The sequence below is a fragment of the Dyella ginsengisoli genome (genome assembly GCF_044904665.1).
Classification (GTDB): domain Bacteria; phylum Pseudomonadota; class Gammaproteobacteria; order Xanthomonadales; family Rhodanobacteraceae; genus Dyella_A; species Dyella_A ginsengisoli.
On record NZ_JADIKM010000001.1, the window covers coordinates 1,284,453 to 1,307,192 of the forward strand.

Annotated in this window: 20 protein-coding genes and 1 riboswitch; of the genes, 11 read left to right on the plus strand and 9 right to left on the minus strand. The window is 67.3% G+C overall.

The annotated features are described in order from the left end of the window. Window positions 1-20 precede the first annotated feature (20 nt). The 5 genes from ISP17_RS05925 to crcB form a co-directional block, all read right to left on the minus strand. Complete coding sequence (locus ISP17_RS05925; protein WP_404630964.1) at window positions 21-785, minus strand: hypothetical protein; 765 nt, start codon at window positions 783-785, stop codon at window positions 21-23. Window positions 786-1,195: 410 nt separating this feature from the next. Continuing rightward, entirely contained in the window at window positions 1,196-2,224 is a 1,029-nt protein-coding gene (locus ISP17_RS05930) for a proline iminopeptidase-family hydrolase (RefSeq protein ID WP_404630966.1), read from the minus strand. Between the two features lie 75 nt (window positions 2,225-2,299). Continuing rightward, window positions 2,300-3,418, minus strand: coding sequence for a cyclopropane fatty acyl phospholipid synthase (cfa, locus tag ISP17_RS05935; RefSeq protein WP_404630968.1), 1,119 nt, complete (start codon window positions 3,416-3,418; stop codon window positions 2,300-2,302). Window positions 3,419-3,560: 142 nt separating this feature from the next. Continuing rightward, entirely contained in the window at window positions 3,561-3,881 is a 321-nt protein-coding gene (locus ISP17_RS05940) for a DUF190 domain-containing protein (RefSeq protein ID WP_404630970.1), read from the minus strand. 32 nt (window positions 3,882-3,913) lie between these two features. Further along, the gene (gene crcB, locus ISP17_RS05945; RefSeq protein WP_404630972.1) at window positions 3,914-4,303 is read right to left on the minus strand and encodes a fluoride efflux transporter CrcB; all 390 of its coding nucleotides are present in this window, start codon (window positions 4,301-4,303) and stop codon (window positions 3,914-3,916) included. 86 nt (window positions 4,304-4,389) lie between these two features. Then, a riboswitch (Fluoride riboswitch) is annotated at window positions 4,390-4,451 on the minus strand. Window positions 4,452-4,543: 92 nt separating this feature from the next. On the opposite strand from crcB, the gene ISP17_RS05950 reads away from it, so the two are divergent. From ISP17_RS05950 to motB, 4 genes are all read left to right on the plus strand, one after another. Further along, complete coding sequence (locus ISP17_RS05950; RefSeq protein WP_404630974.1) at window positions 4,544-5,803, plus strand: multidrug effflux MFS transporter; 1,260 nt, start codon at window positions 4,544-4,546, stop codon at window positions 5,801-5,803. Window positions 5,804-5,917: 114 nt separating this feature from the next. After that, window positions 5,918-8,182: a DUF5916 domain-containing protein gene (locus ISP17_RS05955; RefSeq protein ID WP_404630976.1), complete on the plus strand. Its 2,265-nt coding sequence runs from the start codon at window positions 5,918-5,920 to the stop codon at window positions 8,180-8,182. Between the two features lie 182 nt (window positions 8,183-8,364). Beyond that, window positions 8,365-9,234 (plus strand): flagellar motor stator protein MotA, encoded by an 870-nt coding sequence (gene motA, locus ISP17_RS05960; protein ID WP_404630978.1) that lies wholly within the window; start codon window positions 8,365-8,367, stop codon window positions 9,232-9,234. Then, on the plus strand, window positions 9,231-10,202 hold the full coding sequence (gene motB, locus ISP17_RS05965) for a flagellar motor protein MotB (RefSeq protein WP_404630980.1): 972 nt from the start codon (window positions 9,231-9,233) through the stop codon (window positions 10,200-10,202). The genes motA and motB overlap by 4 nt, the downstream gene beginning before the upstream one ends. 150 nt (window positions 10,203-10,352) lie before the next feature. Here motB and murU read toward each other — a convergent pair whose 3' ends face one another. The 4 genes from murU to ISP17_RS05985 form a co-directional block, all read right to left on the minus strand. Next, the gene (murU, locus tag ISP17_RS05970; protein ID WP_404630982.1) at window positions 10,353-11,048 is read right to left on the minus strand and encodes an N-acetylmuramate alpha-1-phosphate uridylyltransferase MurU; all 696 of its coding nucleotides are present in this window, start codon (window positions 11,046-11,048) and stop codon (window positions 10,353-10,355) included. Continuing rightward, entirely contained in the window at window positions 11,045-12,070 is a 1,026-nt protein-coding gene (locus ISP17_RS05975; protein ID WP_404630984.1) for an aminoglycoside phosphotransferase family protein, read from the minus strand. The genes murU and ISP17_RS05975 overlap by 4 nt, the downstream gene beginning before the upstream one ends. 203 nt (window positions 12,071-12,273) lie before the next feature. Continuing rightward, a complete protein-coding gene (locus tag ISP17_RS05980; RefSeq protein ID WP_404630986.1) occupies window positions 12,274-13,608 on the minus strand; it encodes an ammonium transporter in 1,335 nt (444 codons plus the stop codon). Then, complete coding sequence (locus tag ISP17_RS05985; RefSeq protein ID WP_404630988.1) at window positions 13,598-13,936, minus strand: P-II family nitrogen regulator; 339 nt, start codon at window positions 13,934-13,936, stop codon at window positions 13,598-13,600. Before ISP17_RS05985 ends, ISP17_RS05980 begins: the two co-directional genes overlap by 11 nt. 259 nt (window positions 13,937-14,195) lie before the next feature. On the opposite strand from ISP17_RS05985, the gene ISP17_RS05990 reads away from it, so the two are divergent. The 7 genes from ISP17_RS05990 to ISP17_RS06020 all read left to right on the plus strand — a co-directional run bounded on the left by ISP17_RS05990 (window position 14,196) and on the right by ISP17_RS06020 (window position 22,637). After that, window positions 14,196-14,654: an SUF system Fe-S cluster assembly regulator gene (locus ISP17_RS05990; RefSeq protein ID WP_404630990.1), complete on the plus strand. Its 459-nt coding sequence runs from the start codon at window positions 14,196-14,198 to the stop codon at window positions 14,652-14,654. Further along, window positions 14,651-16,117: a Fe-S cluster assembly protein SufB gene (sufB, locus tag ISP17_RS05995; RefSeq protein WP_404630992.1), complete on the plus strand. Its 1,467-nt coding sequence runs from the start codon at window positions 14,651-14,653 to the stop codon at window positions 16,115-16,117. The genes ISP17_RS05990 and sufB overlap by 4 nt, the downstream gene beginning before the upstream one ends. Before the next feature lie 174 nt (window positions 16,118-16,291). Next, the gene (sufC, locus tag ISP17_RS06000; protein WP_404630994.1) at window positions 16,292-17,059 is read left to right on the plus strand and encodes a Fe-S cluster assembly ATPase SufC; all 768 of its coding nucleotides are present in this window, start codon (window positions 16,292-16,294) and stop codon (window positions 17,057-17,059) included. Beyond that, window positions 17,056-18,366 carry a Fe-S cluster assembly protein SufD gene (gene sufD, locus ISP17_RS06005; protein WP_404630996.1) on the plus strand — a complete coding sequence of 437 codons (1,311 nt, stop codon included), beginning with the start codon at window positions 17,056-17,058 and terminating at the stop codon, window positions 18,364-18,366. Before sufC ends, sufD begins: the two co-directional genes overlap by 4 nt. A 96-nt stretch (window positions 18,367-18,462) precedes the next feature. After that, window positions 18,463-19,704 carry a cysteine desulfurase gene (locus tag ISP17_RS06010; RefSeq protein WP_404630998.1) on the plus strand — a complete coding sequence of 414 codons (1,242 nt, stop codon included), beginning with the start codon at window positions 18,463-18,465 and terminating at the stop codon, window positions 19,702-19,704. Window positions 19,705-20,164: 460 nt separating this feature from the next. Next, window positions 20,165-21,055, plus strand: coding sequence for an acyltransferase (locus tag ISP17_RS06015; RefSeq protein WP_404631000.1), 891 nt, complete (start codon window positions 20,165-20,167; stop codon window positions 21,053-21,055). A gap of 442 nt (window positions 21,056-21,497) precedes the next feature. Next, window positions 21,498-22,637 carry an alpha/beta fold hydrolase gene (locus ISP17_RS06020; RefSeq protein WP_404631002.1) on the plus strand — a complete coding sequence of 380 codons (1,140 nt, stop codon included), beginning with the start codon at window positions 21,498-21,500 and terminating at the stop codon, window positions 22,635-22,637. Window positions 22,638-22,740 lie beyond the last annotated feature (103 nt).

Sequence of the window (22,740 nt, forward strand, 5' to 3'; positions counted from 1 at the left end):
ACGGCCCGCGATATCGCGCCTCACGATCCCCGGCTGAGGTCGCCGGCCCTGCGCCCGAATGTGATGGCCGTTCGACTCGCACGGGCGGCTCGCGTGGCCGCCTCGTACTGCATCCAGCCTGCCGCCAGGGCGATGCCTCCGAACGTCAACGGTCCACCCGGCCACGAGTGGCTGTGGAACAGGTTGATTCCAAGGCTGGAGATCGCCAGCAGGCCGGCCGGTACCCACGAGCTGCCGCTGCGCTTGAGCGACACCGCGGCGGCAACCGTGCCCACGGCGAGCGAGACGCGGCCAAGCACGGCCAGCGACGGATCGCCGTTCAATCGCATGCCGCCCATGATCGGGTGCATCCACAGCGCGTCGATCGCGCTGCGCCAGGCTTCCGGGGTACCCGACGCCTGCGCGGAGTCGACGAGGATGCCGACCGCGACGCCGGCCACGGTATCGAAGGCCACAAAGCTGAGCGCGAAGACGAACAGGGCGATCCGGGCGACGGTGGCCGCCATGTCGATATGGCCCCGCACCAGCGTGGTCACGGCCAGGGCAGACAGCGCAAACAGCGGAATCTGCGCGTAATGCACCAGCATCCAGAGCCGCACGTTGAGATCGAGCAGATCAACGGGGTGCGGGTGAAACAATTCCACCACCGCCAGCGTGAACGGCGCGCCGCTCACGCTGGCCACGTTGAACCACGTTCGTTGCTTGTAGGAACGCATGTCAATTCCCGTGGAACGCGCCTGGCGCGGTCTTTGGCGCAACAGCCATGGCAGGCGCGAGGCCTCCATGCACTGCCGGACTGAGCGTGCCGGGAAAGCGCCGGAGGGCGGTCCCGGAACAGGCGAGATGCCGGACGAGCGACATCACCACCGTGGACTAGGCGCCGAGGGACGTCTCGCGGACGTGAACGCGCCATGGCCCGGGCTTGCGGAGGGGGCAGCGCAGGCCCGGGCCGCCCCGTGCCTGTGAGGCCGTTGCGCTCACCCCCGCGTTCTGCTCAGCGAACACGCAAGCAGCAGAAGATGACAGCGCGGGGTTTCGTACGCGGATGGCGCACGTCAGCCACCGTCCGGCCCCGGCGCACGGTTCGGCACGCGGGTGCCTTCGATCATCGGAGTCGGAATGCGGCGACTGCGCTGCACTCCGTTTGCGGTATCACATGTTGGCGCAAGGGTTGCGGCAGTCCGCCATCATCCACTCACTCGCGCTCGACGCCCCGGAGGAACTTCACCAGCCCGGTGAAGTAGGTCTGCTGGTCGTCGTACATCGACATGTGGCTTCCCTTGGGGCACAGCAGCAGCTGGCCCTTGGGCAGCTTCTTCGCCATCTGCGCCATGTAGTCCGGATCCATGGTGTCGAACTTGCCGGCGATCACCAGCGTGGGCACGGTGATCTCGTGCAGGTCCTTGCTGCGATCCCAGTGTTCCAGCACGCCGCTGGCACCGAGCTCGCTGGGGCCCTGCATAAGCGTGTAGATGTGGCTGTTGACGTGGCCGAACGCACGCGTCACCGGCTCGGGCCACTGCGCCTGCGGCATGCGCAGCACGTGCTTTTCGTAGTGCATGGTGGTGAGGATCTGCATGTAGCGCGGATCGTCGGTGCGGTGCTCGGCCTCCATCGCCTTCACTTCGGCCAATTGCTTCGGATCCATCGCCGGTTCGAGCACGTTCTTGGCGTAGTCGTTGTACTGCGGGATCGAGTCGACCATGTTGGAGATCACCAGGCACTTGAGGTGCTGCTGGTATTTCAGCGCGTACTCCATCGCCAGGATGCCGCCCCAGGAGTGCCCGAGCACGCAGAAGTTGTTCTTGTCCAGGTGCAGCGCCTGGCGCACCTGCTCGACTTCCTCGACGAAGCGGTCGGTGGTCCACAGCGCGTCGGTGCCGGGGCCCTTGGGCTGGTCGGAATAGGCCGAACCGAGCTGGTCGTAGTAGATGTATTCGATGCCCGCGGCGGGCAGGTAGCTGTCGAACGCCTCGAAGTATTCGTGCGTCATGCCCGGGCCGCCGTGCAGCAGCAGCACCGCCAGCTTCGGGTTGTTGCCGACGCGTTTGGTCCACACCCGGAATTTGCCGAGCGGGGTGCTGATCGGAATCATCTTCACCCCGCCGGAAAGCACGTCGTCGTGTCCGGCATGGCTGTAGTAGCTGGCCGGCGGCGCGGACTGCGCGGCACAGGCGGCGAACGGCAGCGCGAGGGCGGCCAGCAGTGCGGCAAGCTTCTTCATGGTGATTCTCCCCGGAAATGCCCGCCGACTATCCCGCCCCCCGCGGCCGCCGGCAAGTACGACCAAAGGCGGGCGTCAGCGCGGGGCGCGGTAGCCGCCGGGTACGCCGTGCGGGCTGAGCACCAGCTGCCACAGCTGGTCGCGCCGGCTGCGGAATACGGCCGCCGACACGCCCAGGTAGAACTGCCACATGCGGCGGAAGCGCTCGTCGTAGCGCGCCGAGAGTTCGGGCCAGGCGCGGTCGAAATTGTCGCGCCAGGCCATCAGGGTGCGGTCGTAGTCGGGCCCGAAGTTGTGCCAGTCCTCAACCACGAACATCCCTTCCAGCGCGGCGGTGACCTGGCTGGCGGCGGGAATCATCGAGTTGGGGAAGATGTACTTCTCGATCCACGGATCCGGACGCGCCGGCGCGCCGTGGCTGCCGATGGTGTGCAACAGCGAGAGGCCCTCGTCCTTCAGGCAGCGCTTCACCGTCTCGAAGTAGCTGCGGTAGTTGCGCCCGCCCACGTGTTCGAACATGCCGATGGAGTAGATCGCGTCGAACGGCTCGTCGATCTCGCGGTAGTCCTGCACGCGGATCTCGATCGGCAGGCCGGCGCACAGCTCGCGGGCGAAGGCCGCCTGCTCGGTGGAGACGGTGATGCCCACGCCTTCCACGCCGTAGTGCTCGGCGGCGTACTTCAACGCCTCGCCCCAGCCGCAGCCTATGTCCAGCACGCGCTGGCCGGGTTGCAGGCGCAGCTTGCGGCAGACCAGGTCGAGCTTGGCCGCCTGCGCGTCGTCGAGGTTGTCCGCCGCGGCCCAGTAGCCGCACGAGTACACCAGCCGCTTGCCGAGCATGGCGCGGAACAGGTCGTTGCCCAGGTTGTAGTGCGTCTGGGCGACCTCGAAGGCATGTTCGCCGCGCTGCCGGTTGAGGAAGCGGGCCTTGAGGTGGGCGATCAGGGTGTCGAGCGTCCTCAGCTCCTCATCCAGATGCGAGGAGAGGACCCGGGTGAACAGGCCGGGCAGGTCGGTGGCATCCCACCAGCCGTCCATGTAGGCCTCGCCCAGGCCCAGCGAGCCGTGCGCGAACACGCGCGCAAACAGGCGCTCGTCGTGCACGCGCAGGTCGCAGGGGCGATCGCCGTTGATCTGGATGCCGGCGTGGGCCAGCAGCTGTTCCGCCTTGAGTCGCAGCGAATCCGAATGCATCGGCGCCTCCTTCGCGATCCCCGGATGGCGGGTCCACAGCCGGCGGCGTTACCCCGCTGGCGCGACCCTGACCACGATCGTACTGCAGCGGCCACGATCGCCCGAAGCGATCGCTGCACGCTTGATGCGCGTCAAGCCCGAATCAGGCCGGCTCGACCACGCCGAACTCCGCCGGAAAGCGCGCCCAGAACAGCGGCGTTTTTTCCTGCTCGACCAATGCCACCAGCGTGTCCGCCGTGGCGGCATCGACGATGAACTCCACCAGCACGGTCTGCTCGCCGGCCAGCTCGAAGAAGTGCGCGGCGTTGATCTGCCCGTGCCGGCCGAAGCCGGCGATGGTCTTGAACGCCGAGCCGCCGTGCACGCCGTGCTTCCGGGCCGCTTCGAGCAGCCACTCGTACAACAGCATGCCGTGGTGCTTCTGGTTCTCGTGCATGTAAAAGCGCAGCGAATAGCCGTTCATGCGAATGCTCCTTGGGAGAGGGGCGTCGCCGCTCAGCGAGCGGCGGCGATGGCGCGCACCAGCCCGATGCCGGCCAGCGTCATCGCCAGCGTGCCGATCACGTGGACGCTGACGATGGCCAGCATCCACGCGTACTGCTGGCGCAGCATCAGCGTCACCGTCTCGGCCGAGAAGGTGGAGAAGGTGGTGAGCCCGCCGAGGAAGCCGGTGGTGAAGAACAGCCGCGCCGCCGGCGAGAGCGCGTCGAACTGGCTGAAGACACCCATCGCCAGGCCCATCAGCAACCCGCCAAGCAGGTTGGCGCCGAGCGTGCCCAGCGGCAGCGTGGGAAACAGCGGGTTGAGCCAGGAGCCCAGCATCCAGCGAAGCACCGCGCCCAGAAAGGCGCCGCAGCCGACAGCGAACAAAGAGGAGAGATCCATGCGCATCCGGATTCCAGCAGTCGTGGTGCGGGTGCGGCGGGCATCGTCAGGCGGTGCCTGGGAAATGCCCGATCGCCCCGCGAGGAGGTCAACCAGGCATCATCAGCCTTGCGGCGGTTCGGGGAGGCATGCCATCTCCCATCGGTCGGCGGATCGTAGCAAATGCGCACCGCGCCCGGTCAACCGGAGGGCACTGGCGATATGCTGGCGAGCCCCGCTCCGTCGATGCCCCCAGCGCTCATGACTTCCGCCGCTCCCTCCGTTCCGCGCAGCCTGCCGTGGCTGCTGGCGGGGTTGTCGATGATCGGCCCGTTCTCGATCGACGCGGTGTTCCCGGCCTTTCCGCTAATCGGTGGCCACTTCGCAGTGGACGACATCGCCCTGCAGCAGCTGATCAGCGTCTACCTGCTGACCTACGGCGCGATGAGCCTGTTCCACGGGGCGATCTCCGATGCGATCGGGCGCAAGCCGGTGATCATCGCCGGCATGCTCGTCTATGCGATGGCTTCGGCCGGCGCGGCGCTGTCGACCACCTTCCCGATGCTGCTGGCGTCGCGCGCGCTGCAGGGTGCGTGCGCCGGTGCCGGCCTGGTGGTGGGGCGCGCCATCGTGCGCGACTCGCTGCAGGGCGCCGCGGCGCAGCAGCTGATGTCGCGGGTGATGATGATCTTCGGCATCGCGCCGGTGATCGCGCCGATGGTGGGCGCGCAGCTGCTGTGGCTGGACGGTTGGCACGGCATCTTCTGGCTGCTGATGGCGTTCACCGTGCTGATGGCGCTGGCGCTGATGGCCCTGCTGCGCGAGACGCATCCGCCGGCCAGCCGCACGCCGTTCGTGCCGCGCGAGCTGATCGCCGGCTATCTCGCCTTCGGTCGCGACCGCCCGTTCGTGCCGCTGCTGATCGCCAGCTCGGTGAATTTCGCCGGGCTGTTCCTGTTCATTGCCTCGGCGCCGCGCATCGTGCGCGAGTTGCTGCATCTGTCGGCGCAGGGCTTTCCCTGGCTGTTCCTGCCGGTGGTGGCGGGGCTGGTGTTCGGCGCGTGGTTGTCCGGGCGGCTGGCGGTGCGCCACAGCGTGGCGTTCACGGTGAACCTGGGCTACGGCTGCATGCTCGGTGCGTGCGCACTGCATCTGCTGGCGGCGGTCGGCTTCGAATCGCCGCGACTGCCGTGGTCGATGCTGCCGCTGGCGCTGCAGGGCGTGGGCGTGCAGCTGGCGTTTCCCACGCTCACGCTGCTGCTGCTCGATCGCTTTCCGCAGCGGCGCGGCGGCGCGTCGTCGGTGCAGGCGTTCACCAGCCTGATGCTCAATGCCGGCGTGGCCGGCGTGCTCTCGCCGCTGCTGTCCGGCGGCATGCTGGCGCTGGCCGCCGGCAGTCTCGTGCTCACCGGCACCGGCTGGTTCGCCTGGCGCTGGTACCAGCGCACCCTGCGCGTGCCGCCGGCGGCGCCGCCGCCGCGTGACGTGGCGCTGCAGGCACAGATCGCCGAGCCGCGCTGACCCCGATCCGCCGCAGTGTCCGCGGACACTGCGGTTTCCGTGACTTCCTCCAGTCGGCGCCCGGATGGCGACAGCCTAGCCTCTGCGCTGGCTTCCCCCTCCCTTCGCGAAACCATGACCCTCTCCGTTCGCCGTCGCTCGCCGGCTTCGCTCCGCTCGCGCGCCCTCGTGGCGCTGGCCCTCCTGGTTTTCGCCGGGCCGGCGCTCGCGGTGCGCATCGATGGCCACCTCGATCCGGGCGAGTGGCGCGGTGCCAGGCACATCACCGATTTCCGCAAGGTGCAGCCGCTCAACGGCGATCCGGCCAGCCTGCCAACGGAAGCCTGGGTGCTGTCCACGCCGAAAGGCCTGGCGATCGCGTTCCGCTGCATCCAGCCGCCCGGCGTGCCGCGCACGCGGCAGCGGATCCGTCGCGACGAGCAGGCACAGGTCGACCGAGTCAACCTGATGATCGATTTCAACGGCGACGGTCGCACCGGCTACGACTTCACCGTCACGCTGAGCAACGACATCGACGATGCGGTGATCACCAGCGAGACGACGTTCAACACCGACTGGGACGGCAACTGGAAGCACGCGGTGAGCGAGGATGCCCAGGGCTGGAGCGTGGAGATGCTCATTCCCTGGTACATCGCGCCGATGCGGGCGGCCGACGGCAACGCGCGCACCGTGCGCATGTACCTGGACCGCGTGATCGGCTCGACCGGCGAGCGTGACGCCTGGCCGGTGGCCAGCTTCACCCGCGCACGCTTCGTGTCGGACTTCACGCCGGTGACGCTGCCGGCGTACAACCAGCCGCTGCTGGCGGTGACTCCGTACGTGGTCGGCGTGCGTGACCAGGTGCACGGCCGCAGCCAGGGCAAGGCCGGCGCGGACATCTTCTGGAAGCCGAACGGGCAGACCCAGCTCACCGCCACCATCAACCCGGACTTCGGGCAGGTGGAGAGCGACGACCTGGTGGTGAACTTCGGTGCCGAGGAAACCTTCTTCACCGACAAGCGGCCGTTCTTCACCGAGAACCAGGGCATCTTCGATTTCAGCCTGCTGATCGACAACAGCCAGCTGATCTACACCCGCCGCGTCGGCGGTCCCGCGGACGACGGCAGCGGCGCGGCCGACGTCGAGGGTGCACTCAAACTCAACGGCAGCGTCGGCGCCACCCAGTACGGCGTGCTGGCGGCGCAGGAAAGCGGCGACGCCGGGCGCAGCTTCGGCGCGTTGCGGCTGGAGCACGATTTCGGCACGCAGGCGCTGGGCCTGCTGGCCACGCACGTGGAGCGGCCGTTCCTCGACCGCGACGCCAACGTGCTGGGCATCGACCACCGCTGGCAGCCGAACGACAAGATCACCGTCACCAGCAACGTGGTCGGCAGCCATATCGACCAGCACGGACAACTGGTCACGGGCATGGGGGCCACCAGCGTGGTCGAGTACGAGATGAACGAGCGCTGGACCCAGCAATGGCTGGCTATGCATTTCGACGACCGGCTCGACATCAACGACTTCGGCTACCTGCCGCGCAACAGCCTCAATTATCTGCACTGGGAGGTGCAGCGCCGCTACACGAACCTGCCGGCCGATTCGAAGTACGCCTCGCACCGCTGGCGTTTCCGCATCATCGGCATCGATGACGACCGTGGCGTCAAGCTGGAGCGGCAGTTGCGGGTCATCCGCCAAAGCCAGCTGCGCGATGGCGGTGAGGAAGACATCCAGCTCAACCTCAACACGCCCGCTTATGACGACCTGCTGACTCGCGGCCACGGCGTGCTGCGCAAGCCCACGATCCACCTGATCGACTGGTTGCGCACCAGTCCGCGCGAGGGCGACTGGGCCTGGAAGAGCGAGGTGACCGCCTCCGGCAGTGACCGCATGGGCATGCGCCGGATAGGCTACGAAGTGTTGTTCGAGCCGACCTATTTCTTCAGCGATGCGCTGAGCGTGTTTGGCGGACCGGACTACAGATACCAGCCGGACTGGCTGGTGTGGCAGCACGACAACCTGATCGGCAGCTTCGACAGCCACTCGATCCTGCTCGACGCCGGCATGAACTGGAACATCAGCGGGCACCAGGAGCTGCGGGTGAAGCTGCAGGCGCTGGGGCTGGATGCGCGCCTGCGCGGTGCCTATCGCGTGACCCCAAATGCGCGCGCCGTGCGCACGGATGATCCGGTCAACGACTTCAGCGTGCGCAACCTGGGCTTCCAGATCCGCTACCGCTATGAGCTGGCGCCGCTGTCGGATCTATACGTGGTCTACGCCCGCGGCGGCTACCTGCTCGATCCGCGTTACGAGGAGGCCGGCTCGCAGTTCAACCGCAGCTTCGACCTGCGCGACAGCGAGCAGCTGCTGGTGAAGCTGTCCTATCGGTTCGAGCTCTGATTCGACGCCCCGTCCGCGCGCAGGCGACGGCATGGATTGGCCGCCTGTGCCCCGGTCGATCGGCCGGCCAACGTGCCGGACATATGTTCGCGCGATCGGTCTTCGCGTCCTCAACTTTCGACCGATCGTGCCGATAGCCCCGGTGTCGCAGAAGCCGATTTCTCACACGAGGCACTCCACCCATGATGGCTGTCGTCGGTACGCTCGTCGTTCTTGTCTGCGTGACGGGCGGCTACCTGTTGTCCCACGGCCATCTGCTGGCGCTGTGGCAGCCCTACGAGCTGCTGATCATCGGCGGCGGCGCGATGGGAGCCTTCCTGATCGCCAATCCGGCCAGCATCGTGAAGCAGTCGTTCGCGGGGGCGCTGGGCCTGGTCAAGGGGCCGACCTACAAGCAGCAGGACTATGTCGACCTGCTGTCGCTGCTGTATGACATCTTCAGCGTGGCGCGCAAGGAAGGTCTGCTCGGGCTGGAGCAGCACATCGAGGATCCGCAGGCGAGCCCGATCTTCTCGGCCTACCCGCGGCTGGTGCGCGAGCATCACCTGATCGAATTCCTCACCGACTGCCTGCGCCTGATGGTCAGCGGCAGCATGAACGCGCACGAGCTCGAACCGCTGCTCGACTTCGAGCTGGAAACCCACCATCGCGAGGCCGAGGCGCCGTCGATGGCCGTGGCCAAGGCGGCCGATGCGCTGCCGGGCTTCGGCATCGTGGCGGCGGTGCTCGGCATCGTCACCACCATGTCGCAGCTCACCGGCGACACCTCGCAGATCGGCGAGCACATCGCCGGCGCGCTGGTCGGCACCTTCCTCGGCATCCTGCTCTGCTACGGCTTCATCGGGCCGCTGGGCTCGGCGATGGAGAATCGCGTGCAGGAGGATTCGCGCGCGTTCGAGTGCGTCAAGGTGGCCCTGATCGCCAACCTGCGCGGCTACAACCCCAAGGTGGCGGTGGAGTTCGCCCGCAAGTCGCTGTCGGCGCAGGCGCGCCCGAGCTTCAGCGATTTCGAGGCGCACCTGAAAGATGGCCGCGCGGGAGCGACGCGGTGAGCGACGAGTCCGAATCGGTCATCGTCGTCCGGCGCATCAAGCGCGTCACCGGGCATGGTCATCACGGCGGTGCGTGGAAGGTGGCCTATGCCGACTTCGTCACCGCGATGATGGCGTTCTTCCTGGTGATGTGGCTGATCGGCGTGGGCACCCGCGAGCAGAAGGCGGCGATCTCCGAATACTTCAAGAACCCCAGCGCCGATCCCGGCACGGCGACCATTGCGCCGCCGGGCAAGATGGGGCCGGGCGGCGCCAGCGACAGTGCGATCCAGCTCGGCGGCGCGATGGACCTGCCGCGCGGCAAGGGCGACGATCGCCGCAACACGCCGCCGGCCATGTCGAAGGAAGCCATCGAGAAACAGGCGCGGGCGCAGGAAAAGGCGCGGCTGGACGAACTGATGCAGCAGCTGCACGCGGCCATCCAGAGCAGCCAGGCGCTGGCGCCGTTCAAGGACCAGCTGCTGCTGGACATCACCTCCGAAGGCCTGCGCATCCAGATCGTCGACAAGCAGAACCGGCCGATGTTCGACACCGGCAGTGCGCGGTTGAAGGACTACACGGTCGACATCCTCCACGAGCTGTCCGGCTTCATCAACCGCGTGCCGAACCCGATCAGCATCTCCGGCCACACCGACGATGCGCCGTATTCCAGCGACCACACCTACGGCAACTGGGAGCTCTCCGCCGACCGGGCCAACGCGGCGCGGCGCGCGCTGCTGGAAGGTGGCCTGCAGGACAGCAAGATCGCCCGCGTGGTCGGCCTGGCCGCGTCGGTGCCGTTCGACAGGAACAACCCGAGCGCGGCGATCAACCGGCGCATCAGCATCGTGGTGATGACGCAGCAGGCCGCCGATGCGGCCAAGGCGCCGGAACTGGGCAGCAAGCTGCCGCCGCTGCCACAACCCATCCGCTCGGCTGACACCGGCGCCCCCACCTTGACCGCACCGCCACCGAACAAGGCGATCTGAGCAGCGGCCCGGCGCGGATCAGCGCAGCCAGCACTCCTCTGTAGGAGCCCGCTCGCGGGCGATGCCTTTCGCTCTGAATCCAGATTCAAAGCCAGGAGCATCGCCCGCGAGCGGGCTCCTACAGGATGTGTGCGTTGATCGTGGCGTGGCTCAGCGCAGTTGCGCATCCAGATCGGCGAGGCGTTCGGGCGTGCCGACGTCGGTCCAGGCGCCGCGATGATGCGTGCCGTCGATGTCGCCGCGGCGCATCGCTTCGCGCAGCAGCGGCGCCAGCGCGAAGCGCGGCGGACGCGCGGGATCGCCGGCCGTGGCCAGCGCCTGCCAGCCCTCCAGCACGCTCGCGTCATAGACGCCCACGCCGGCGAAGGTCAGCTTCGGTTCGCCCGCGTCGTGCAGCCGCCCGGCGGCGTCGAGGGTGAAGTCGCCCTGTGGATGATGCGCGGGGTTGTCCACCATCACCAGGTGCGCCGCGCCACGCGGTTCGGCGGGCAGGGTGGCGAAATCCAGATCGGTCCAGATGTCGCCGTTGATGGCGAGAAAGGGCTGCGGTCCCAGCAGCGGCAGTGCGTTGAGCATGCCGCCGCCGGTTTCCAGCGGGGTGGGGCCTTCATAGGCGTAGCGAATGCGCAGACCCCAGCGCGAGCCGTCGCCCAGTGCGTCGGGAAACTGCTCGGCCAGGTGCGAGGTGTTGATCACCACGTAGTTGACGCCGATGGCGGCGAGCTTTTCCAGGTGCCAGGCGATCAGCGGCTTGCCGCCGGCAACCAGCAGCGGCTTGGGTGTGTGGTCGGTGAGCGGGCGCATGCGTTCGCCCAGCCCGGCGGCAAAGATCAGCGCGTGCCTCATGCCGCCGCCACCGCGCGGGTGAGGTCGCGTTCGCCGGCGTGGCGCGCCAGCAGATCGGCCAGCGGCTCCAGCTCCGGGTAACCGGCGGCCACGTCGATCACGTAGTCGAACACGCGCGGCAGGTCTGCCAGATAGCCGTGCTTGCCGTCGCGGTAGTGCAGCCGGCAGAAGATGCCCAGCACCTTGATGTGCCGCTGCAGGCCGGTGAGGTCGAACCAGCGCAGGAAGGTGGCGGCGTCCAGCGCTTCGTCGATCAGCCCGGTCTGCCGCAGCTGCGCGCGGTAGCCCTCGGCCCAGGCTTCCACGCGCTCGCGCGGCCAGGTGATGTAGCAGTCGCGCAGCAGCGAGGCGAGGTCGTAGGTGATCGGGCCGGCCAGCGCGCCCTGGAAATCAATGATGCCGGGACTGCGCAGCGGCGCCGCGTCGTCGATCACCAGCAGGTTGCGGCTGTGGAAGTCGCGATGCACGAACACCACCGGCTGCGCCAGCGCGTTGTCCAGCAGCACGGCAAAGGCGTCATCCATCGTGGCCTGCTCGTCTGCGTCAGGTGCCACGCCGATATGCCGGCCGAGGAACCACTCCGGCATGATCGCCAGCTCGCGCGCGAGGAAGGCGCGGTCGTACGGTGCCAGCCCCTCGATGCCGCAAGTCGACTGCATCCGCAGCAGCGCGGCCAGCGCGTCGCCGTAGAGGCGGTCGACACTCGCCTCGGACAACTCGGGCAGGTACATCCGCGTGCCGAGATCCTCGATCAGCAGGAAGCCGCGTTCCAGATCGGTGGCGCGCACCTCCGGCACGTGCAGCCCCGCAGCGGCAAGGCGCTTGCCCAACGCCAGCCACGGCGCCGGATCTTCCTGCGCGGGCGGCGAATCCATCACGATCCAGCTGCGGCCGTCGTGATGCGTGCGCCAGTAGCTGCGGAAGCTGGCATCGGCCGAGGCGCTTTCGAGCGTCAGCGAGTCATCGCCCAGGGTGCGGCGGAGCCAGGCGAGGCGGTCGGCGGCGCGGTCGGCGGTGGTCATGGGTAGGCGTGCGGCGGCAAAGCGCTGAGTCTAGCGGAGGGCCGGGGACGCATCAGCCGTTGCGCTTTGCGGCTGATGCGTCGCGGCTGAAGCCGCTCCCACAGAAGTCGCAGTGTGCCGTTGTGCCTTGTGGGAGGGGCTTCAGCCCCGACGCGCGTCGTACGTGCCGACGCAGCAACTCCATGCCTCTTTCGCAGTGCGACTCAGAGGTTGTAAGCCCGCTCCTCGTGCTCGGACAGATCCAGGCCCACCTGCTCCTGCTCGGCATCCACGCGCAGGCCGATCGAGAGATCGAGCAGCTTGAGGATGGCGTAGCTCAGCGCCGCGCTCCACGCGATGGTGAAGCCCACGCCCTTGGCCTGGATCCACAGCTGGCCGCCGAGCGAGGTGACGTTGCCGAAGCCGCCCAGCGTGGCCGCCGCCAGCGGGCCGGTGAGCAGGCCGCCGATGATGCCGGCGATGGCGTGCACGCCGAACACGTCGAGCGAGTCGTCGTAGCCCAGCTTGTTCTTCAATCGCGTGGCGGTGAAGAAGCACGCCGCGCCCGCGAGCAGCCCCAGCACCAGCGCACCGCCCGGTCCGCAGGTGCCCGAGGCCGGCGTCACCGCGACCAGCCCGGCCACCGCGCCGGACACCGCGCCCAGCACGCTGGGCCGCTTGTGCATCAGCCACTCCACCGTGGTCCAGCCGATCACCGCGCCCGCGGTGGCGATCTGGGTCACCAGCATCGCCATGCCGGCGCTGCCGTTGGAGGCCACCGCCGAGCCGGCGTTGAAGCCGAACCAGCCCAGCCACAGCAGGCTCGCGCCGATCACGGTGTAGCCCAGGTTGTGCGGCGGCATCGGCGTGGTCGGGTAGCCCTTGCGCTTTCCGATCACCAGACACGCCACCAGGCCGGCAATGCCCGCATTGATGTGCACCACGGTGCCGCCGGCGAAATCCAGCACGCCCAGGTCGCCCAGCAGCGAGCCGGGGCCGCTCCACACCATGTGCGCCATCGGTAGGTAGACGAAGGTCAGCCACAGGCCGGTGAACCACAGCAGCGCGCTGAATTTCATGCGTTCGGCGAAGGCGCCGATGATCAGCGCTGGCGTGATGATGGCGAAGGTGAGCTGGAACATCACGAAGACGCTTTCCGGCACCGTGTTGTACAGCGAGTCCGGCTTGAGCCCGGCCAGCATGAAGCGGTCCAGCCCGCCGATGATCGAGTGCAGGTCGACCTGGCCGGCGTGCATGCCGGCGGTGCTGAAGGCCAGCGAATAGCCGTAGACCATCCACAGCACGGTCACCAGCGCGGTGATCGCGAAGCACTGCATCAGTATCGACAGCAGGTTCTTGGCGCGCACCATGCCGCCGTAGAAGAGGGCGAGCCCCGGAATCGTCATCAGCAGCACCAGCATGGAGGCGGTAAGCATCCAGGCGGTGTCGCCGCTGTCGAGCTTGGGTGTCGCGCCTTGCGCGAAGGCGGGCAGGGCGAGCAGCGCGCCGGCGGCGAAGGCCAGCGGGCGGCGCAGGGCGAGCAGGCGATCACAGCGCATCGGCGTCGACCTCCTGCGTGCGGATGCGGATCACCTGCTCCAAGTCGAACACCATGATCTTGCCGTCGCCCACCTTGCCGGTGCGCGCGGTGGAGCTGATCGCCTCGATCGCGCGCTCGGCCTGCTCGTCGCTCACCGCGATCTCGATCTTCAGCTTGGGCAGGAAATCCACCACGTACTCGGCGCCGCGGTACAGCTCGGTGTGGCCGTGCTGGCGGCCGAAGCCCTTCACCTCGGTGACGGTCATTCCCTGCACGCCGGCCTCGGCCAGCGCCTCGCGCACTTCGTCGAGCTTGAACGGTTTGATGATCGCGGTGATCCACTTCATGGCGTGCCTTGCTCCCCGTGCGGCCGTGGTTTGCTGCGATACAGCAGATTGCGTGCCAGCACGGGAGATCCGCCGCCGGACGAGGCGCAGCCTTGATGCAGGCGATGCCTCCGCGCGGCGATCCGCACCGACACGCCCGCTCGCGGTGCGCCCACTTGCCCGATCGTGGTGCAACCAGCTGCCTGCGGCGCCGTGTCCGGATTGACCGCAAGGGCGTCAATCCGTACCATTTTGGTCTTGATTCAACGGGCGGGCCGCCATGCTCCGTGTCAGCCGACTCACTGACTACGCCACCGTGGTGATGACCTGCATCGCCGCGCATCCGGAGAGCGTGCTCAGCACGGCGCAGATCGCCGAGGAGACGCATCTGGAATTGCCCACCGTGAGCAAGCTGCTGAAGTCGCTCGGCCACGCCGGCCTGGTGGAGTCGTTCCGCGGCGTCAACGGCGGCTATCGCCTGGCGCGTCCGGCCACGGCGATCAACCTGGCCGAGATCGTCGAGGCCATGGAAGGGCGCATCGGCATGACCGAGTGCGGCACCGACGGCCAGTGCGATCGCGAGTCGCAGTGCGGCGTGCGCGGCAGCTGGCGACAGATCAACCACATCCTGGACAACGCCCTGCGCGGCGTGAGTCTGGCCGACATGCTGCAGCCGCCGGCGCGTCCGGCGCTGGCAACCATCGCCATCAGCGAGATCAAGGGCAGGACCACCGCATGAGCCGCCAACCGAACGAAACACTCGCGCCGGTCGACAACGCCGAAGTGATCGAGGCGCTGGGCCGCCGCTACGCCGCCGGTTTCGTCACCGACATCGAAACCGACTACCTGCCGCCTGGCCTGGACGAAGGCACCGTGCGCGCACTCTCCGCGCGCAAGGGCGAGCCGGAGTGGATGACCGAGTGGCGCCTCAAGGCCTATCGCCACTGGCTCACCATGCCCACTCCCGACTGGGCCAAGCTCAAGGTGCCGGCGATCGACTACCAGGCGATCAGCTACTACGCCGCGCCGAAGGAAGGCCCCAAGTCGCTAGATGACGTCGACCCGAAGCTGCTGGAAACCTACGAGAAGCTCGGCGTGCCGCTGCACGAGCGCGCCAAGCTGGCCGGCGTAGCGGTGGATGCGGTGTTCGATTCGGTCTCCGTCGGCACCACCTTCCGCAAGGAGCTGGCCGAAGCCGGGGTGATCTTCTGCTCGATGAGCGAAGCGATCCGCGAGCATCCCGAGCTGGTGCAGCAGTACCTGGGCTCGGTCGTGCCCGCGGGTGACAACTACTTCGCCGCGCTCAACTCGGCGGTGTTCTCCGACGGCTCGTTCGTGTTCGTGCCCAAGGGCGTGCGCTGCCCGATGGAGCTCAGCACCTACTTCCGCATCAACGCGATGAACACCGGGCAGTTCGAGCGCACGCTGATCGTGTGCGAGGACGGCGCCAGCGTGTCGTACCTGGAAGGCTGCACCGCGCCCATGCGCGACGAGAACCAGCTTCACGCGGCCGTGGTGGAACTGGTGGCGCTGGAAAAGGCGAGCATCAAGTACTCCACCGTGCAGAACTGGTATCCCGGCGACGAGAACGGCGTCGGCGGCATCTACAACTTCGTCACCAAGCGTGGCGACTGCCGCGGCCATGACTCCAAGATCAGCTGGACCCAGGTGGAAACCGGCTCGGCGATCACCTGGAAATACCCCAGCTGCGTGCTGCGCGGCGACCGCTCGGTGGGCGAGTTCTACTCCGTCGCGCTGACCCATCACCACCAGCAGGCCGATACCGGCACCAAGATGATCCATCTGGGCCGCGACACCAAGTCGAAGATCGTCGCCAAGGGCATCTCGGCCGGCAAGAGCTCCAACAGCTACCGCGGCCTGGTGAAGGTGGAGAAGGGCGCCGAGGGCGCGCGCAACTACACCCAGTGCGACAGCCTTCTGATCGGCAAGCAGTGCGGCGCGCACACGTTCCCGTACATGGAAGTGAAGAACCCCAGCGCGATTGTTGAACATGAGGCGACGACGTCGAAGATCTCCGACGACCAGCTGTTCTACTGCCGCAGCCGCGGCATCGGCGAGGAAGACGCCGTGTCGATGATCGTCGACGGCTTCTGCAAGCAGGTGTTCAAGGAGCTGCCGATGGAGTTCGCGGTGGAGGCCAAGAAGCTGCTGGAAGTTTCTCTTGAGGGTGCTGTGGGCTAGGCGGACATCCACATACCCACCGGACGTCATTTCCGCGAAAGCGGGAACCCATTTTGACTCTGGCGGCACAAGACAATGGATGACCGGCATCCGCCGTTGAAAATCACCTCCCGCGTTCGCGGGAATGACGCCGAGGCAGGTCCTGGGCGCGCGAAAAAAACTGGACACACCAACATGCTCATCATCGAAAACCTCCACGCCCGCGTCGAAGGCAAGGACATCCTCAAGGGCCTCAGCCTCACCGTGAGGCCGGGCGAAGTGCACGCCATCATGGGCCCCAACGGCGCCGGCAAGTCCACGCTGGGCAACGTGCTGTGCGGCCGCGAGGGCTACGAGGTCACCGCCGGTTCGGTCAGCTTCAACGGCGTCGACCTGCTGGCGATGGAGCCCGAGGCGCGCGCCGCGGCCGGCGTGTTCCTCGCGTTCCAGTATCCGGTGGAAATCCCCGGCGTGAACAACACCTATTTCCTGCGCACCGCGCTCAACGCGCAGCGCCGCGCGCGCGGCGAGAAAGAGCTCGATTCCATGGCCTTCCTCAAGCTGGTGCGCGAGAAGCTCAAGGATCTGCAGATCTCCGACGAGCTGCTGCACCGCGCCGTCAACGAGGGTTTCTCCGGCGGCGAGAAGAAGCGCAACGAGATCTTCCAGATGGCCGTGCTGGAGCCCAAGCTGGCGATCCTCGACGAGACCGATTCGGGCCTCGACATCGACGCGCTCAAGCAGGTCGCCCACGGCGTCAATGCGCAGCGCTCGCCCGAGCGGTCGGTGCTGATGATCACCCACTACCAGCGCCTGCTCGACTACATCCAGCCCGACTTCGTGCACGTGCTGGCCGACGGTCGCATCGTGGAAAGCGGCGACAAGACGCTGGCGCTCAAGCTCGAAGCGCAGGGCTACGCCTGGCTGCGCGAACACGGCGAACCGGCGGGGGCTTCGGCATGAGTCAGGCCGCGGCCATCACGCCCTTCGTCGCCTCGCAGCGCGACGCCGAGCTGCCGCTGAGCGGCATCGGCTGGCTGGATGCGGCGCGGCGCGACAACCTCGATGCGTTCCTCGTCGCCGGCCTGCCCGACACGCGGGTGGAAGCGTTCAAGTACACCGCACTGCGCGCGCTCGGCCAGCGCAGCTTTGTGCTGGGCGATGCGCACCTCGCCACGCGCATGGTCGATCCGGCCACGCTGCAGCTGCCGGGCGTCGACGGCCCGCGGCTGGTGTTCGTCAACGGTGCGCTGCGGCTGGATCTGTCCACGCTCGACGCGCTGCCCGCCGGCCTCACCGTGCAGCCGCTGTCGCAGGTGCTGGTCACCGACGCCGAGCCGCTGCGCTTCGCGCTGGCGCGGCATTACCGCGAGGCCGGCGATGCGTTCGCCCAGCTCAACGCCGCGTTCGCCAGTGACGGCGCGTTGCTGCGCGTGGCCGCCGGTGCGCAGATCAGCTCGCCGGTGCACCTGTGCTTCGTCGGCGCTGCGGCCGAGGGCGATGTCGCCTGGCACCTGCGCCACGTGATCGAGCTGGGCGAGGGCGCCGCGCTCTCGCTCATCGAACACCACGCCACCAGCGGCGCGCATGCCCACCTCGGCACGTCGGTGGCCGACGTGGTGGTGGGCGAGCGCGCGCGCCTGCAGCACGTGATCGTGCAGGCCGCCGCCGAAGGCAGCACCCTCGTGCGTCGCACCAGCGTGCAATTGCGCGCCGGTGCCCACGCCACGCTGCACGCGCTGGAGCTCGGCGGTGGCCTCAGTCGCCACGAGCTGCAGGTGGAGCTGGCCGGTGACGGCGCCCGACTGGAAACGCGCGGCGCCTTCGTGCTGCACGGTCGCCAGCATGCGGATACGCAGATGCTGGTGCGCCACACCGCGAAGCACACCGCCTCGGACTCGATATGGCGCGGCGTGGCCGACGATCGCGCGCGCGGCGTGTTCCGCGGCGCCATCTACGTCGCCCCCGGCGCGGACGGCAGCGACGCGGCCCTGAGCAACAAGAACCTGCTGCTGTCCGGCAGTGCCGAGATCGACACCAAGCCCGAGCTGGAGATCCACGCCGACGAGGTGAAGGCCGCGCACGGCGCCACCGTCGGCCAGCTCGATCCGCGCGCGCTGTTCTACCTGCGCTCGCGCGGCATCCCGCAGGCGCAGGCGCGAGCCATGCTCACCGCCGCGTTCTGCCGCGCCGTGCTGGACGACCTGCCGAACGAGGCGCTGCGCGAACATCTTTCCGAACTGGTCGCCCAACACCTCCCGCAAGACTGACGTCTCACTCCCTCTCCCCGCGGGGAGGGGGCGGGGTGAGGCGCCAACCTCGCCGGAAACCCGAAAGAGCGCCGCCGCCAACCCATCGGACACGCCATGAACGCCGCTGCCAAAGCACCCGCCCTCGACATCCAGCGCATCCGCGCCGACTTCCCGCTGCTGTCGCGCTCGGTGCACGGCAAGCCGCTGGTGTACTTCGACAACGCCAACACCAGCCAGAAACCGGCCTGCGTGATCGAGGCGGTGGACCAGCACTACCGCCTGCACAACGCCAACGTGTCGCGCGCCGTCCACCTGCTCGGCGAGGAGGCCACCACCGCCTACGAAGGCGCCCGCGACAAGCTGGCGAAGTTCATCAACGCCACCTCGCGCAACGAACTGGTGCTCACCTCCGGCACCACCCAGGCCACCAACCTGGTCGCCTACAGCTTCGCGCTGCCGCGCCTGCAACCGGGCGACGCGATCCTCACTACGGTGATGGAACACCACGCCAACATCGTGCCGTGGCAGCTGGTGGCCCAGCGCGCCGGCGCCACGGTGAAGGCCGCGCCGATCAACGAGCGCGGCGAGCTGATCGTCGAGCGTTTCGTCGAGCTGCTTACCCCGGAGGTGAAGCTGGCCTGCGTCACCCACGTCTCCAACGTGCTGGGCACGGTGAACCCGATCCGCGAGATCGCCCGCGAGTGCCGCAAGCGCGGCATCCCGCTGCTGGTCGACGGCTCGCAGGCGCTGCCGCACCGCCCGGTCGACGTGCAGGCGCTGGGCTGCGATTTCTACGCGCTCACCGGCCACAAGATGCTCGCGCCCACCGGCACCGGCGCGCTGTGGGCGAAGAAGGAACACCTCGACGCGATGCCGCCGTTCTTCGGCGGCGGCGAGATGATCCGCGAAGTGCGCTTCGACGGCACCACCTTCGCCGAGCCGCCGCACAAGTTCGAAGCAGGCACGCCCAACATCGCCGGCTTCGTCGGCCTCGGTGCGGCGATCGACTACTACCGGTCGCTCGGCTTCGAGGCGATCCACGCCCACGAGCAGAACCTGCTCACCTACGCCACCGAGCGCCTGCGCGAGATTCCGGGCCTGCGCATCTTCGGCGAGGCGGCCGAGAAGGAGGCCGTGATCTCGTTCCTGATCGAAGGCGCCCAGGCCACGGATCTCGCCACCCTGCTCGACCTGCAGGGCGTTGCCGTACGCTCCGGCCACCACTGCGCGCATCCGCTCATGCAGTTCTATGGCGTGCCCGCCACGCTGCGCGCCTCGTTCGCTTTCTACAACACTCGCGAGGAAGTGGATGCCTTCGTCGAGGCGTTGGTGAAGGTGCGCAAGCTGTTGATGTGAGGGGCAGCGAGCGCTTTTGCCGCATGTTCTCCCTCATCGTCATTCCCGCGAATGCGGGGCTCTCAACAGACGAACGTCTGGTCATCCATCTGGCCCTTTGCCCCCGGATCGAATTGGATTCCCGCTTGACCAGCCATTCGGCTGTTGAGAGCCGCGGGAATGACGTTCAACCGCAGCCTCTCGGCGCCTCGCCGAGCTCCGTCATCAGGCGTCTTTGCACTCAGCTGGACCAGAGGCACGAGATCCTGGCTTGACCAGCTTGCGCAGTTGAAAAGCTCTCCGCCGGGATGACGAAGATGAGGCTTCTGGGATGTCCACGTGGATTCGGTCCATCGAGTCGACGGCAAACAGGGCCGGCACACCGCCTCCACACCGCGCAGAACGCGACCAATCCCTGACCCCAGTCAAACCACAACCCCACCGCCGCGCTACGCTGTCACCCACACACGACGGTACCCCCATGCTCGCCTCGCTCCCCGCCTTCCTGCGCATCCCCCTCGCCATCGTGCTGCTGATCCTCAACACGATCGCGCACGTGCTGCCGCTGTTCGCGCTCACCTTCGTCAAGCTGCTGTTGCCGTTGCAGGGGGCGCGCGTGGCTATGTCGCGCGTCCTCGTGGCCATCGCCGAGAGCTGGATCGCCGTCAACAGCGCGCTGTTCGACCTGTTCACCCGCACGCAGTGGCACGTCGAAGGGCTGGAAGGCCTCAAGCGTGACGGCAACTACCTGGTGCTGTGCAACCACCAGAGCTGGGTCGACATCCCGGTACTGCAGAAGGTGTTCAACCGACGCATCCCGTTCCTGCGCTTCTTCCTCAAGAGCCAGCTGATCTGGGTGCCGCTGCTCGGGCCGGCGTGGTGGGCGCTCGATTTCCCCTTCATGAAGCGCCACTCGCGCGAGCAACTGGCCAAACATCCCGAGCTGGCCGGCAAGGACCGCGAGACCACCCGCAAGGCCTGCGAGAAATTCCGCCACATGCCCGTGTCGGTGATGAACTTCGTCGAGGGCACGCGCTTTACCCGCGCCAAGCACGACGCCCAGGGCTCGCCGTACGCCCACCTGTTGCGCCCCAAGGCCGGCGGTGTCGCCTTCGTGCTCGACGCCATGGGCGAGGGCCTGCACGCCATCGTCGACGTCACCATCGTCTACGCCCAGGGCGCTGGCTCCATGATGGATCTCATCGGCGGCCGCGTGCGCGACATCCGCGTGCACATCCGCCAGCGCGTCATCGATCCCGCGTTGCGCGGCGACTACGAGAACGACCCGGCCTTCCGCGAGCGCTTCCAGGCGTGGATCAATGCGCTGTGGGCGGAGAAGGATGCGGAAGTGGGGGTGTTGCTGGGCCCGTAGCGATGCCGATCAGCCTAGAGTTGCAGATGGCAGTTGCATAAAGGGGCGGGTCGCTATTCGAGACAGAGGGTGCGGTTGAGCCCTTGTGCAGTTTCGCTTGCCTTGCTCCGTTGCTCGCGTCCCATCAACAGGCGCCATCCCAGGCAATAGGCACACCCGATCGGCCGGGTGTCTCCAAGGCTCCCGCCTGCTTTTCAGGACGAACCTAGCGCGTTGTATCAGTCATCTCCTGCAGGGACGCTGCTGGTGGAAAAGCTCTCGCGCGGCATGGGCTCAGAAGGTCTCCGGTTGCGGCACGCGACATGACCATCAGCCTATCGACGCTATCGGCTTCGCAAACGCATCATTCCGTCTCCCCATCAAACATGGCAGCGGCATCGCGCTCGTCACCGCACAAAAGGTGGACGAGGCGCGATCACGCTGTCAGTAGAGGATTGCCGACATGAGTAGTGCCGTATCGCGAAAGCGCCAACGCCGGGTTCGCCGTATGGCGATGTTGGCTGTCCTGGTTTCCGCCTTGCAGCTGACTTCTTACAGCGTATGTGCAGAAGCGCCTACCGATCCGCGTGCAGTGCTGCGCGATGCTCGCCAGTTCCTGGGCAAGGATGCGGTGAAGGACGATCGGTTCGTCCGCATAGGAGGTATTGAGCAGTGGATCAGCGTGCGTGGGCGCCACCGCGATGCCCCCATCCTTTTGTTCTTGCACGGTGGTCCCGCCTTTACAACGATCCCAAACAGCTACCTCTATACCGCCGAGTGGCAGGAGTATTTCACTGTCGTGCAGTGGGATCAGCGCGGAGCGGGCAAGACTTTTGGCCGCAATCCGGATCTTTCGGCGTCGTCGCTCAGTATCGACAGGATGCTGAAGGATGCTGAGGAGGTCGTCGCTTACCTGCGCAAGACCTACCAGTGCCAGAAAATTGTTCTCGTTGGGCACTCATGGGGTTCGATCCTCGGCTTGATGCTCGCCCAGCGTCACCCGGACTGGTTCTACGCCTATGTGGGCGTAGGCCAGGCGACCGACGCACATCAGAGCGAGGCGATGGGTTATCAGGCCACGTTGGCCGCTGCAATTGCGGCTGGCGACAGCGAGGCGGTCAAGGAACTGAGGGCGATAGCTCCGTTCCCGGATCAACACGACCCCACAGCCGATCTCGCCCACCTCGCTACTGAGCGTAAATGGTTAGCCAAGTATGGCGGGGCTGTCTGGCGCACAGACCAAGCCGCGCTCGACCGCGCCGGTCTTCTCAGTCCGGATTACACGGGCACTGACTGGGCGGACCGCAGTAGGGGACTCGATTACAGCCTCGGCGCTTTGTGGCCAGAAATTACGCGTGTGAACCTTTCGACCATCCGGCACATCGATTGTCCCGTCATCCTCTTGGAAGGGCGCCACGACCTCAACGTCAACGCACAACTCGCCGACCGCTGGCTCAGCCAGCTCACTGCGCCGGTTAAGAAGCTGGTCTGGTTCGAGGACTCCTCGCACATGGTATTCGAGGAGGAACCTGGCAAGACGCTGGTGACTCTGGAGCGCGAAGTGCTGCCACTGACGCGAAGGAAAGAGGGCCCAGCAAACTAATGCGGTCGTCTAGGGAAACCTCGGGGTCAGGCGAACTGGAAATGCAGCGCGCCTCTCGTTAACGCCTTGGCCCCGAGGGCTCACGAAGCCGTCGGGGTGCTTG